A 12981-nucleotide genomic window follows, 5' to 3' on the forward strand; every position below is an offset into this window, starting at 1 on the left:
GCGCGGGCGGAACGCCTGGAACCCGCGGCGTATCCGCACCGCCGATCACCTTGACGCGCGCGCCCTCCCTCGGTACGCGCCCGCCCTTCACAGCCATTCCCGCGAAAAGACGAATCCCATGAAGATCCGCAACAGCCTGAAGTCCCTCAAGGACCGCCACCGCGACAATCGCGTGATCCGCCGTCGCGGCCGCACCTACGTCATCAACAAGACCCAGCGCCGCTTCAAGGCCCGCCAGGGCTGAGGTCGGCCGTGCCGCCGACGTCGATCGTCTTCGACGTCGGGCACGTCCTCTACGACTGGGACCCGCGGGTCCTCTACGAGCGTCTCATCCCCGAGGGTGAGGCGCTCGATGCGTTCCTGCGTGACGTCTGCACGCGCGAATGGCATTTCCAGCACGATCGCGGCCGGCCCTTCGCCGAAACCTCGGCCGAGTTGATCGCGCGCTTTCCCGAGCACGCGCCGTTGATCGCGCAATGGGGGCCGCGCTTCTCCGAGCAGATCCCGGGGCCGATTCCCGGCATGCCCGAGCTTGTCGCCGAACTCGATGCAGCGGGCGTCCCGCTCTACGCGCTCACCAATTTCTCCGGAGAGTTCTTCGCGTCCTTCCGCGCGCAGGAAGCCGCGCTGTTCGACCGCTTTCGCGGGATCGTGGTGTCGGGGGACGAGCGCCTCGTGAAGCCCGATGCGGCGATCTACCGGCTGCTCCTCGACCGCTACGATCTCGAAGCTGAGCGCACGGTGTTCGTCGACGACCGGACGGAGAACGTCGCCGGGGCCGCCGCGGTCGGGATGATCGGCCTCCACTTCGCGGGCGCGGCCGCGCTCCGCCAGGACCTCCTGCGGCTGGGCCTGCTAAGCCTCTGAGCCATAGCCCTTCAGTTCGTCGCCGGTGATGCGGACGACGTGGAGGACGTTGGTCGAACCCGGCGTCTTGAACGGGACGCCCGCGGTGATGATCACGCTGTCGCCGGCCTTGGCGAGCCCGTGGCGCAGCGCCATCCGCTTCGATTTCGCCACCATCTCCTCGAACGAGGCGACGTCGCGCGTATGGACCGCGAGTGCGCCCCACAACAGGCCGAGCCGGCGCGCGGTCTCGAGCTTGGGCGTCAGGACGAGCAGCGGCACCGACGGCCGCTCGCGCGCGATCCTCCGCGCGGTCGAGCCGCTGGTCGTGAAGCAGATGATCGCCGCCGCGCCGATCGTCCGCGCGATGTTCTTCGCCGCTTCCGACAGCGCGTCGGCGGTGGTGGGATCGGGGCGCGTTATGGTGAAGTGGATACGGTCGCCGTGGCCGGGATCGCGCTCCACCGCCTCGCCGATCGCGTTCATCATCGCGACCGATTCGACGGGGAAGTCGCCCGCGGCGCTTTCCGCCGACAGCATGATCGCATCCGCGCCGTCGTAGATCGCGGTGGCGACGTCGGAGACCTCGGCGCGAGTGGGCGAGGGGCTCTTGATCATCGATTCGAGCATCTGGGTCGCGACCACGACCGGGCGGCCCATCCGCCGCGACACCTCGACGATCCGCTTCTGAAGCGGCGGCACCGACTGCGGCGGCAACTCGACGCCCAGGTCGCCGCGCGCGACCATGACGCCGTCGCACGCCTCGACGATCTCCTCCAGCCGCTCGATCGCGGCGGGCTTCTCGATCTTGGCGAGCAGCGCCGCACGCCCCTCGATCAGCTTGCGGGCGTCCCACAGGTCCTCGGGCCGCTGGACGAAGGAGAGCGCGATCCAATCGACCTCCTGCTCGCAGGCAAAGGCGAGATCGCTGCGGTCCTTGTCGGTCATCGCCGGGACCGGGACGACCACGTCGGGAACGTTGAGCCCCTTGTTGTCGCTGAGCGCCCCGCCGACCTCGACGAGCGTCTCGATCCGGTCCGCGTCATGATCGCTCACCCGCAAGACCAGCTTGCCGTCGTCGAGCAGCAGCCGGGCACCGGGCTCGATCGCCTCGAAGATCTCGCGGTGGGGCAGGCGGACGCGGGTGGCATCGCCGGGCGTGTCGTCGCGGTCGAGGATGAACCGCGCGCCATTCTCCAGCATGACCTTGCCCACAGCGAATCGGCCCACGCGCAGCTTGGGCCCCTGAAGGTCGGCAAGGATCGTCGTCGCGCGCCCGAACCGCTTCTCCATCGCCCGGATCGCGGCGATCACGGGGACCTTGGAGGCCTGGTCGCCGTGGCTCATGTTGATGCGGAACGCATCGGCCCCCGCCTCGAACAGCAATTTGATCATTTCGGGCGAGTGGCTGGCGGGACCCAGCGTCGCGAGCACGCGCACCTTGCGCGCGCGGGGGCTGAAGGCCCTGGTCATGACGGCGTTCCTTCGGCTGGCTCGCGGCCCCCCTAACGCCTATCTCCGGCGGATCAACCGTGGAGCTTGCCCCGAATGGACCCGATCGACGCGATCGACGACGCGACCGCCGCCGCCGCCTTCCGCCGCCTGGTGAGACACCTGCGCCACCGCAGCGACGCGCAGAACGTCGACCTGATGGGGCTGGCGGGTTTCTGCCGCAACTGCCTGGGCGACTGGGTTGCGGACGCGAGCGGGATCGACAAGGCGGAGGGGCGCGAGGCGGTTTACGGGATGCCCTACGCCGAGTGGAAGGCGCGGCATCAGACCGAGGCGACCCCCGAGCAGCTCGCTCGCATGGACGAGAGCGTCGCGAAGAACGCAGCTTAGCGTCCTCCTCATCCGGGCCTTGCGCCGGGGTCCAACGAACGAAGCGCTTCTTGGCGAAGGGTTCGAGCCGATCCGCTCGCGGCATCCTGGACCCCGGCTCGAGGCCGGGACGACGAAGGGAGTGGCGCTCCCTTCCTGAGCAGATACTGTGTTCCCAAGTATCTAGGGGACACGCCATGAAGACCACACTCGCCGCACTCTTGCTCGCCGCCGCGATGCCGGCGGTCGCTCAAACCTCCCCCGCCAAGCCGGCCATTACCTACATCCACGCGGGCCAGCTCCTCGCCGATCCCGACAAGCCGCCCCGCGGCCAGAGCACGATCATCGTCCGCGACGGCAAGATCGCCGAGATCCGCGACGGCTTCGTCCCGGCCGAGGCCGGGGCGCGGCTGATCGACCTGAAGGACAAGTTCGTCCTGCCCGGCCTCGTCGACATGCACGTCCACCTTTGGGGCATCGGCGGCGATCCGATGCGCGCGCGGCTGGAGGCGCTCGAGCGCGACCGGATGGACGACATGATGACCGCGGTCGCCAACGCCAAGGCGACGCTGCGCGCCGGCTTCACCTCGGTCCGCGATCTCGGCGGCGACCCGCGCGGCATCCGGGCGCTGCGCGACGCGATCGACGCGGGGCAGGTCGAAGGACCGACGATCACGAACGCCGGCGAGATGCTGTCGGTGACGGGTGGCCACGGCGACGGACGTAACGGGGTGGGCGAGCCGTGGGTCGATGCGGTCACGACCCAGCTCAACGTCTGCGACGGCCCCGACGACTGCCGCCGCGCGGTCCGCGCCGAAGTCGGACTGGGCGCGAAGGTCATCAAGTTCGCCGCGACCGGGGGCGTGCTCTCCAACGTGTCGGGCGGGCTCGGCCGGGCGATGACGCCGGAAGAGATGAAGGCGATCGTCGACACCGCCCACGCGCTCGGCCGCAAGGTCGCCGCGCACAGCCACGCCGCCGACGGCACCAAGGCGGCGCTGGAGGCGGGCGTCGATTCGATCGAACACGGCAGCTACCTCGACGACGAGGCGATCCGGCTGTTCAAGGTCCACGGCGCCTATCTGGTTCCGACCGAGATCGCGCCCGTCGCGGCGCTCGCGCAGGCGCGTTCGGGCGCGCTGCCGCCGGCGACGATTCCCAAGGCCGAGGCCGCCGCCGCCGCGATGCACGAGTCGCACCGGCGCGCGTATCGCGCCGGCGTGAAGTTCGCGTTCGGGACCGACACCGGTGTCTCCAAGCACGGCGACAATGCGACCGAGTTCCCGTACCTCGTCGACCTCGGCATGACGCCGGCCCAGGCGATCCGCACCGCGACCGTCGCCGCCGCCGACCTGTTGGGCCGCGACGACATCGGCACGCTCGCGCCGGGCAAGACCGCGGACATCATCGCGGTCGACGGATCGCCGCTCCAGGACGTGACCCGGCTGGAGCATGTCGCGTTCGTCATGCACCGCGGCGTGGTGGCGACGCCGCCCGGCGAATAGGATTGCTCGCGGGCGGCGCGTCCCATAGAGGCGTCCGCCGCACCCGACAGGGTTAACCTTCGCCCCCTCCCGCGCGACGTGCGCGCGGGAGCGGGCGGCGCATTCGATGGGGATGGACGATGGCTGAAGAACGTGGCGAAGGCATGGGCGGCGGGCACGTCGCAGCGGACGAGCTCCGGCTCCTGATCGAGCGCGCCGAGCGGCTTGAGGAGGAGAAGAAGGGGTTGATGGACGACATCAAGGACGTCTTCGCCGAAGCCAAGGGCCGGGGCTACGATCCCAAGGCGATGAAGAAGATCATGGCCATCCGAAAGAAGAAGAAGGAAGAATATCAGGAGGAGGAGAGCATCCTCGAGACCTATATGCAGGCGCTCGGCATGCTTTGAGGCGGCGCGGCGGCGGAGACTAACGCTCCACTGCACGCACGACCGGTTCGGCCAGGCTGAGCCCTTCGCGCAGATATGGCGCGACCAGGTTCCTCGCGAGGTACCAGTCGCGCCGCTCCGCGGGCAGCGTCGCGAACGCCCGCACCGTGCCTCGGCACTCCGCGGCGCCGCACGCACAGCCCATCGCCCAGCTCGGGTCGGCGAGCGTCGTCGAATAGTCCCAGGCGATCTCCTCGCCCGGCGCGATGCCCCTGAGCGCGATCAGGAACACGTCGTCGGTGAGGAAGCGCACTCCCGCATTGGGCGCGCAACTGTGATTGATGAGGTCGTCGACCCCGCCCGACGGCCCGAGATAGGCGTCGCGCGCGACCTGGAGATAGCGGTCAGCCCGGCCCAGCACCTTGCGCGGCAGCTTCGCAGCGGCGATCCGCGGGCCTGCGAAGCGCAGGATCACCTCGCCTTCCGCAAATCCCGCCACCGCGAACACCGCCCGCCCAAGGTGGGTCTCGCCGACCGCGAACGGGTTGGCGGGGGCATAAGCGTCGAGCACGCGAAGTCGCCCGTCACGGACGCCGAACGAGCGCAGCGGGTTGATCGTCGGCAGCCCGATCAGAAACCAGACGCTGGCGTGGCACAGCAGCTCGACCACGACATAGGCGTATTCGCCGACGTCCTGCGATCCGGTGCGCGTCGCCACCAGCAGCGTCGCGAGATCGCCGACGCTCCACAGCCCCCAGGCCGGCGAGCGTTCGCGCGCGCGGTCGGCGACGACGCTGCGCCATGTCGGCCAGAAGCTGACGGGCACCGCGGCGACCACCAGCATATGCGCCCAGAACGCCTCGCGAAAGGCGAGCCACAGCACGATCGCGGCAAGGCTCGCCGCCATGCACAGCGCCTCGGTCGCATCGGGCCGGCTCCAGCGCGAACGCCGCCACAACGCCAGCGCCACCACGAGACTGGCGGCGGCGGACAGCAGGAAGACGATCGCCTGCGGCGTGCCGGGGTTGACCGCGGCATAGGTCACCGCCTCGATCCCGGTCGCGCTGCCCCAGATCAGCCAGGACGCGCGGTTGGGCTCGACCAGCCGTTCCTTGAGCCCGGCGAGGTAGATCACATAGCCGAGCAAACTCGCGCCGACCGCGACGATGAACCAGGGTTCGACCGGCATTACCCCCGCCGTGTGATGGTTACCGTGTTGTAAATCATGCGCGACTCGGCGGCAATCACCCCCATGGCTTCTCCCGGAACCACTTGGTGACGACGTATTTCACGCCCTTCCTCACCGGCATTCCGGCATGGAGCGTCGCGGGATTGAGCGAGCCGTCGGCGCGCCGATTGCTCCAGCAGACGAGCTTGCCCGTTTCCGGCTGGACGATCTTGTCGATCGCCTTGAACCGTGTCGCCCCGCCGGCCTCCGGCTCGTTGAGGTAGATCATCGCGGTCCAGGTACGATTGCCCGCGACGCCGCAATAGCGCTGATAGTCGACGCCGTTCGGTTCGAAATAGTCGGTGTGCTGCTTGAACTCCTGTCCGACGGCATAGCGCTGCCCTTGGATCGGCTCGCCGAACTCGGGTGACAGCCCGGTGGCGTCGGCGATCCGGCGCTCGACCTCGAGCACCGCAGGGAGCGCGCGGTCGAGGTCGCAGGTCTCGCTGGTCCGGTAGCCGGCGTCGCCGTTGAAGTCCGACACCGTCGACGGCCGCCGCTGCGCGTCGATCTGCTCGACCAGTTCGGCGCAGAGTTCGGGCGACAGGAATCCGCGCTTGAGGAACAACGTCAGCTTGGGGCTCGGCACTCGCTGGACGCCGGGCTGGGCGGACAGGCGTGCGGCGATCGGGGCGGCGTCGAGGCCGGAGCCCAGCAGAGCGAGCGTGTCGGTCATGCCGCGAACCTGCCACCGAATGCGGCTGCGTGCCAGTTGGCGTACGGAGCAGCACAATCGCTTCCTCTGCCGCGGCATCCGGGTGTAGGACGGCGCGCTAGACGAGTGCGGGCAAGGACCGGATGCGATTGAACCTCGACGCCCGCACGCGGGCGATCCTTCGGCGGCTGCCGGTCGTGAACGTCTATTCGACCGCCGAACTCCTGCTTCTGGCGTTGCTGGCGGTGCAATGCGCGCGGCTGACGTGGACGATCGCGACCCCGGTCGCTCCGCTCGGCGACTGGCGCGCGGCCGAGCCCGCGATCCCTGCCGATCCGGCGGCGGTGCTGCGCGATTTCGATGCCTTCTTCCGAATCAGCGGCGATCAGGCCCCGCGCGCTGTGACCTCGCTCAACGTCAAGCTGTTCGGCGTCCGGGTGGACGAGGCCTCCGGGCGCGGCTCCGCGATCCTCGCGGGGGCCGACGGGGTGCAGAAGAGCGTCTCGGTCGGGGAGGAGATCGCGCCCGGCGTCGCGCTGACCGCGGTCGCCTTCGATCATGTCACGATCACGCGCGGCGGCATCCCCGAGGACCTGTTCGTTTCCCAGTCGGACCGCACGCCGTCGGCGCCGATCCTCGGCGCGGCGGCAGCGACCCCAACCGGGCCGGGCGGCATCACGGCCGAGCAGTTCGCGACCCAGATCGGCGTCGTCCCTCGGATCGACGGCGGCCGGATCAGCGGGCTTGCCGTTCGCCCGCAAGGCTCGGGCGAGGCGTTTCGCGCCGCCGGGCTGCGCGACGGCGACGTCGTCATCTCGCTCTCCGGGCGGCCGGTCACGGGCCAGGGCGACCTCCAGCGGATCGCCCGCGATTTCCCGCGCGGCGGTTCGGTGCCGCTGACGGTCGAACGGGGGCAGGAAACGCTGCCGCTTTCGGTCCAGCTCGCCCCGCCGGGAGCGCGTCCGTGAAGCGCCTGGCCCTCGCGCTGGCGCTCGCCGCATCGGCTCCCGCCGCCGGCCAGACCACGCTCAACGTCCGCGACGCCGACATCCGCGCCTTTATCGCCGACGCCGCCAAGGTCACCGGCCGCACCTTCATTATCGACAGCCGGGTGCAGGGCAAGGTGACGGTCGTCACCGACCGGCCGCTCAGCCGCTCCGAATATTTCGAGGTGTTCCTCTCGACGCTGCGTGCCAACGGTCTGGTGGCGGTGCCCAGCACCAACGGCGTGCTGCGCGTCCAGCCGATCGAGAATGCCGCACAGGCGCCGAGCCGGATCGGCTCTGCGGGCGCGAACCGCAACAGCCTGGTGACCGAGATCGTGCGGCTCCGCTCGATCGACGCCGCCTCCGCGGTCGACACGGTGCGGCCTTTGGTCAGCGCGACCGGCTCGGTCACCGCCAATCGCGGCGGCAACAGTCTGGTGGTGGTCGACTTCGCCGACAACATCCGCCGCATACGTGAGGTGCTGCGCCGGATCGACAGCGACACCGCCTCGGCGCGCGTCATCAGTCTGAAGAACGCCAGCGCCAAGGAGATCGCGACCGCGCTCCAGGCGCTGATCGGCGGCGGCGGCGGACAGCCGGGGCAGGGCGGCGCCGGCGGCGGTCCGACCGCGACCGTGGTGGCGATCGATTCGGCCAACGCCATCGCGATCCGCGGCGACGCCGCGACCGTCTCACGCCTCGCCGCGATCGCGCTCGACCTCGACCAGAAGGCCAAGAGCGGGACCGAGATCAAGGTCGTGTTCCTCGAGAACGCCGACGCGGCGCAGCTGCTCCCCGTGCTCCAGCAGCTCGTCGGCCAAACGCCGGACCAGGTGCCGCAGTCGACGCTGTCGACCTCCGGCTTCCCCAACTCGGGGTCGTCCGCGAGCGGCGGATCGACGCCGCAGCCGAGCGTGTCGGCGTCGACCGCCGGCCAGCAGCAGCAGCAGGCCGCGGCCCCCGGCGGCGCGCCGACCCAGGCGGCGCTGACCACGCAGGGCGGACGCACCGCCGCGGTCGTCACGCGCTTCGCCGGGGCGAACGCGATCATCATCGCCGCCCCCGCCGACATCCAGCGGCAATTGTCGGAAGTCGTCCGCCAGCTCGACACCCGCCGCGCGCAGGTGCTCGTCGAGGCGATCGTCGCCGAGGTCTCCGATACGACGGTCGACCGGCTCGGCTTCCAGTTCCTGCTCGGCGATCTTTCGGGCGGGGCGTTCGGCGCGACCAGCTTCACCAACTCCGCGCCCAATCTGCTGACGATCGCCGGCGCGATCGCCGCGCGTCAGCTCAACGCGACGACGACGACGATCAACGGCTCCACCGTCACCACCAGCACCAATTCGACGCTGTCGGACAGCCTCGCGCAGCAGGCCGCGAACTCGATCCTGGGTGCAGGCGGCGGCATCTTCGGCGCGGGCGGGCAGAGCGGGTCGACGATCTTCGGCGGCATCATCAACGCGGTGAAGAGCGACACCAATTCGAACCTGCTCCAGGCCCCGCACGTCATCACGCTCGACAATCAGGTCGCGCGCATCCTCGTCGGTCAGGAAATCCCGATCACGACGGGCCAGGCACTCAGCCAGAATTTCGACAATGCGTTCCGGACGGTCCAGCGCGAGAATGTCGGGATCGAGCTGGAGGTGCGCCCGCAGGTCAATTCGAGCGGCGCGATCAAGCTGTTCCTCCACCAGCAGGTCAGCTCCATCGCGGGGCCGGTGTCGAACGACAATTCGGATCTGATCCTCAACAAGCGCGAGGTCGAGACGACGCTGACCGTCGACGACGGCCAGATCGCGGTGATCGGCGGCCTGCTCGACGACAACGAGCGGCGGACGATCGAGAAAATCCCGCTGCTGGGCGACATCCCCGCGCTCGGCCAGCTGTTCCGCTCCAAGGCAAAGACACGCGCGAAGACCAACCTGATGGTGTTCATTCGCCCGACGATCCTGCGTACGCCCGAGGACAGTAGGCGCGTGACCGAGCAGCGCTACGGCTATCTCCGCCTTCAGCAGGGTTTGCAGGACCCGACCCGCGAGCCGTCGATCGACGAGCTGGTCCGCGATTATCTGGGCGCCGCCGCCCCGATCCCGTCGGCGCCGGTGCCGGGCAACATCGAGGACCCGAGGGTGAACGTGCCGGTCGTGCGGAACTCCCAGTCGACGGTCAGGGTCAAGAAGCGGTGACGCCGCTTCCCATCCGTCATCCCCGCGAGGGCGGGGCTCGAGAGGCACTGACGTCGCATGGAGTCGAGACGCCAGCCAGCATGGATCCGCCTCTGCGCGGGAATGACGAGGGGGTTCTGACGGCGGCGCTCCCCGCGCCACTCCCCTACGCCTTCGCCCGCAGGTTCGGCGTCGTCCTCGACATAGGCGGCCCGGAACTCCGCGTCGCGCTCCGCGAGGGCGCGGACCCCAAGGCGCTGCTCGAGGTCCGGCGTGTCGTCGGCCGCCCGTTCGACGTCGAGGTCGTCGCCGCGCCCGCGTTCGACCGCCTGCTCGGCGACGCCTATGCGATGGACGGGCAGGCCAATGCGCTCGCCGCGGTCGGGATGGGCGAGCTCGACCTGCTCGCCGACGGCATCCCCACCGCCGAGGACCTGCTCGACACCGCCGACGACGCGCCCGCCATCCGCCTCATCAACGGCGTCATCGCCGACGCGGCGCGGAACGGGGTCTCCGACATCCACGTCGAGCCCTATGAGACCGGGCTCGTCGTGCGGATGCGGATCGACGGCGTGCTGCGCGAGACGCTCAGGATGCCGCCGCATGTCGCTCAGGTCGTGGTCAGCCGCATCAAGGTGATGGCGCGGCTCGACATCGCCGAGCGGCGGGTGCCGCAGGACGGGCGGATGGGGCTGACGCTCGGCGGCAAATTGCTCGACGTCCGCGTCTCGACCCTGCCGAGCCGCGCGGGCGAGCGGGTGGTGCTCCGTATCCTCGACAAGGAGAATGCCGGGATCGACCTCGACGCGCTGGGGATGGACCCGGCGATGTTCGCGCTGCTGAGGGGCGCGATCGCCGAGCCCAACGGCATCGTCCTCGTCACCGGCCCGACCGGCAGCGGCAAGACGACCTCGCTCTACGCCGCGCTGCGTCTTTTGAACGACGGCACCCGTAACGTCCTCACGGTGGAGGACCCGGTGGAATATGCGGTGGACGGCATTGGGCAGACGCAGGTCAATCCCAAGGTTGGGTTGACCTTCGCCGCCGGCTTGCGTGCGATCCTGCGGCAGGACCCCGATGTCGTGATGGTGGGCGAGATCCGCGACCGCGAGACCGCCGAGATCGCGGTCCAGGCGTCGCTCACCGGCCATCTCGTTCTCTCGACCGTCCACACCAACGACGCCGCGGGCGCGATCACCCGGATGCGCGACATGAAGGTCGAGCCGTTCCTGCTCGCCTCGACGCTGCGCGCGGTGATCGCCCAGCGGCTGGTCCGGCGGCTGTGCCCGACCTGCCGCCGCCCGGTCCGCGCCGAGGGGACGGTGGCGACGTTGCTCGGCGTGTCGCCCGACGCGACGGTGTACGAGGCGGTGGGCTGCGAGGAGTGTTCGCGCACCGGCTTCAAGGGCCGCGTCGGCGTGTTCGAGGCGATCCGCGTCGATGACCGCGTCCGCCGGATGATCAACGAGGGCGCGGACGAGGACGCCATCGCCGACTATGCCTTCCAGCGCGGCGATCGGCTCGCGCAGGCGGCGCGGCGGCTGGTCGATCAGGGGGTGACCACCGCCGAGGAGGCGGTGCGGGTGTCGCGGGCGGATACCGCCGAGATCGTCCCGCTCGAAGCGAGCGATGCCTGACTTCGACTATCTCGCCATCGACACCCGCGGGCAGGAAACGCGCGGGCACGTCGCCGCCGCCTCGCTCGAAGCCGCTCGCAGCGCGCTCGACCGTCGTCGCCTCTACGTCGTCCGGATCGAGGCGGGGTCCGCGCCGGAGCAGCGCGCCAGACCGCTGTTCTCGCTCCAGCTCGGCCGCGCGAAGATGTCGGGCAAGCAGCTGACGCTCTTCACCCGCCAGCTCGCCACCCTCAACAGCGTCTCGCCGCTCGAGGAGTCGCTTCGCACCATCACCCGCCAGACCGAGCAGGAAAGCGTCCGCGAGATCGTTGCGGCGGTCCACGCGGGCGTGGTCGAGGGCCGCCGTCTCGCCGACGCGATGGCGCGCGAGCCGAAGAGTTTCCCGCCGCTGTTCCGCGCGATGGTGGCGGCGGGCGAGAGCTCCGGCTCGCTGCCGACGATCCTCGATCGGCTGTCCGTCCTCCTCGAACGTCAGGCGGAAATCCGCGGCAAGCTGCTGACGGCGCTCGCTTACCCCACGATCCTTGCGGTCGTCGCGTTAGGCGTGGTGCTGGCGCTGATGACCTTCGTCGTGCCGCAGGTCGTCGAGCAGTTCGACACGGTCGGGCAGCAGCTGCCGTTCCTGACGCGGCTGGTGATGGGGGTGTCGGCCTTCCTCGTCGGCTATTGGTGGGCGCTGATCCTGGGCGTCGCGCTCATCGGCGTCGGCTTCTGGGCTGCGCTGCGCCAGCCGCCGATCCGCCTGTCGTTCGACTCGTGGCTGCTCCGCGTACCCTTGCTCGGCCGTTTGCTCCGCGATCTCCACGCCGCCCGGATGGCGCGCACGCTGTCGACGATGGTCGCGAGCCGACTGCCCTTGCTCGAAGGGCTGAGCCTGACGGCGGGTACGATCCACAACCGCCGCCTCCGCCTCGCCTCCGACGAGATCGTCGATGCGGTGCGCGGCGGCGGATCGCTTTCCGCCGCGATGCGCCGCGCGGGCGTGTTCCCGCCGCTGCTGACGTATCTGACCGCGAGCGGCGAGACGGCGGGGCGGCTCGACGAGATGCTCGAACGCGCCGCCGATTACCTGGAGCGCGAGTTCGACCGATTCACGGCGACCGCGCTGTCGCTGCTCGAACCCGCGATCATCGTCGTCATGGGCGGCGTCGTGGCGACGATCGTGCTATCGATCCTGCTTCCCATCCTCCAGCTCAACACGCTGGCGGGGCAATGAGGTTCTATGCGTAAGGTACAGAAGAAGCGCCGGAACGGCTTCACGCTCGTGGAGCTGATGGTGGTGATCGTCATCATCGGCCTGCTCGCCACGATCGTCGCGCTCAACGTCCTGCCGAGCGGCGACACCGCGCGCATTCAGAAGGCGAAGGCCGATATCGCCACGATCGAAAGCGGGCTGGAGATGTACAAGCTTCAGTTCGGCACCTACCCGACGACCACGCAGGGGCTGAACGCGCTGGTCAGCGCGCCGCCGGGCGTCAACGCCGCCCAATATCAGCGTGGCGGCTACATCAAGAAACTGCCCGACGATCCGTGGAACCGGCCCTACCTCTACGCCGCGCCGGGCCGCCACGGCGAGGCGGACATCTGGACGCTCGGCCGCGACGGCAAGGACGGGGGCGAGGGGGTCGATGCCGACATCGGCTCCTGGCAGTAAGGGCTTCACGCCCCTGGTGAGGCGTTCCGCCGAACACGGCTTCACCCCCTTTGTGAGGCGTTCCGCCGAACACGGCTTCACCCCCTTTGTGAGGCGTTCCGCCGAACACGGCTTCACCC

Annotated in this window: 13 protein-coding genes; 10 read left to right on the forward strand and 3 right to left on the reverse strand. The window is 69.8% G+C overall.

Going from position 1 to position 12981, the window contains the following annotated elements; translation table 11 throughout:
* Positions 1-118 precede the first annotated feature (118 nt).
* Together ykgO and AC4GYY_RS02040 are read left to right on the forward strand one after the other, a co-directional pair.
* Complete coding sequence (ykgO, locus tag AC4GYY_RS02035) at positions 119-244, forward strand: type B 50S ribosomal protein L36 (protein WP_008069451.1); 126 nt, start codon at positions 119-121, stop codon at positions 242-244.
* Positions 245-252: 8 nt separating this feature from the next.
* Complete coding sequence (locus AC4GYY_RS02040; protein WP_491118339.1) at positions 253-867, forward strand: HAD family hydrolase; 615 nt, start codon at positions 253-255, stop codon at positions 865-867.
* Here AC4GYY_RS02040 and pyk read toward each other — a convergent pair.
* Complete coding sequence (gene pyk / locus AC4GYY_RS02045) at positions 856-2319, reverse strand: pyruvate kinase (RefSeq protein WP_491118341.1); 1464 nt, start codon at positions 2317-2319, stop codon at positions 856-858. The two genes, AC4GYY_RS02040 and pyk, sit on opposite strands and share 12 nt — an antisense overlap.
* Positions 2320-2394: 75 nt before the next feature.
* Between pyk and AC4GYY_RS02050 the strand changes: the two genes are divergently transcribed.
* The 3 genes from AC4GYY_RS02050 to AC4GYY_RS02060 all read left to right on the forward strand — a co-directional run bounded on the left by AC4GYY_RS02050 (position 2395) and on the right by AC4GYY_RS02060 (position 4558).
* Positions 2395-2688: a DUF1244 domain-containing protein gene (locus AC4GYY_RS02050; protein ID WP_491118343.1), complete on the forward strand. Its 294-nt coding sequence runs from the start codon at positions 2395-2397 to the stop codon at positions 2686-2688.
* A 176-nt stretch (positions 2689-2864) separates the two neighbouring features.
* Positions 2865-4172: a metal-dependent hydrolase family protein gene (locus AC4GYY_RS02055; protein ID WP_491118345.1), complete on the forward strand. Its 1308-nt coding sequence runs from the start codon at positions 2865-2867 to the stop codon at positions 4170-4172.
* Between the two features lie 119 nt (positions 4173-4291).
* Positions 4292-4558 (forward strand): DUF2312 domain-containing protein, encoded by a 267-nt coding sequence (locus AC4GYY_RS02060; RefSeq protein ID WP_491118347.1) that lies wholly within the window; start codon positions 4292-4294, stop codon positions 4556-4558.
* Positions 4559-4577: 19 nt separating this feature from the next.
* Here the strand turns inward: AC4GYY_RS02060 and AC4GYY_RS02065 are convergent, their stop codons facing one another.
* Positions 4578-5726, reverse strand: a complete 1149-nt coding sequence (locus AC4GYY_RS02065) for an SET domain-containing protein (RefSeq protein WP_491118349.1) — start codon at positions 5724-5726, stop codon at positions 4578-4580.
* A 55-nt stretch (positions 5727-5781) separates the two neighbouring features.
* On the reverse strand, positions 5782-6441 hold the full coding sequence (locus AC4GYY_RS02070; protein ID WP_491118351.1) for a prolyl hydroxylase family protein: 660 nt from the start codon (positions 6439-6441) through the stop codon (positions 5782-5784).
* 122 nt (positions 6442-6563) lie between these two features.
* On the opposite strand from AC4GYY_RS02070, the gene AC4GYY_RS02075 reads away from it, so the two are divergent.
* The 5 genes from AC4GYY_RS02075 (at position 6564) to gspG (ending at position 12862) form a co-directional block, all read left to right on the forward strand.
* Positions 6564-7388, forward strand: a complete 825-nt coding sequence (locus AC4GYY_RS02075; protein ID WP_491118353.1) for a type II secretion system protein N — start codon at positions 6564-6566, stop codon at positions 7386-7388.
* Positions 7385-9592, forward strand: coding sequence for a type II secretion system secretin GspD (gspD, locus tag AC4GYY_RS02080; protein WP_491118355.1), 2208 nt, complete (start codon positions 7385-7387; stop codon positions 9590-9592). Before AC4GYY_RS02075 ends, gspD begins: the two co-directional genes overlap by 4 nt.
* Positions 9593-9672: 80 nt before the next feature.
* Positions 9673-11208: a GspE/PulE family protein gene (locus AC4GYY_RS02085; RefSeq protein ID WP_491118357.1), complete on the forward strand. Its 1536-nt coding sequence runs from the start codon at positions 9673-9675 to the stop codon at positions 11206-11208.
* Entirely contained in the window at positions 11201-12424 is a 1224-nt protein-coding gene (gene gspF, locus AC4GYY_RS02090; protein ID WP_491118359.1) for a type II secretion system inner membrane protein GspF, read from the forward strand. The genes AC4GYY_RS02085 and gspF overlap by 8 nt, the downstream gene beginning before the upstream one ends.
* 6 nt (positions 12425-12430) lie before the next feature.
* Positions 12431-12862 carry a type II secretion system major pseudopilin GspG gene (gspG, locus tag AC4GYY_RS02095; protein ID WP_491118361.1) on the forward strand — a complete coding sequence of 144 codons (432 nt, stop codon included), beginning with the start codon at positions 12431-12433 and terminating at the stop codon, positions 12860-12862.
* Positions 12863-12981 lie beyond the last annotated feature (119 nt).

Source organism: Sphingomonas sp. SP6 (assembly GCF_058313435.1).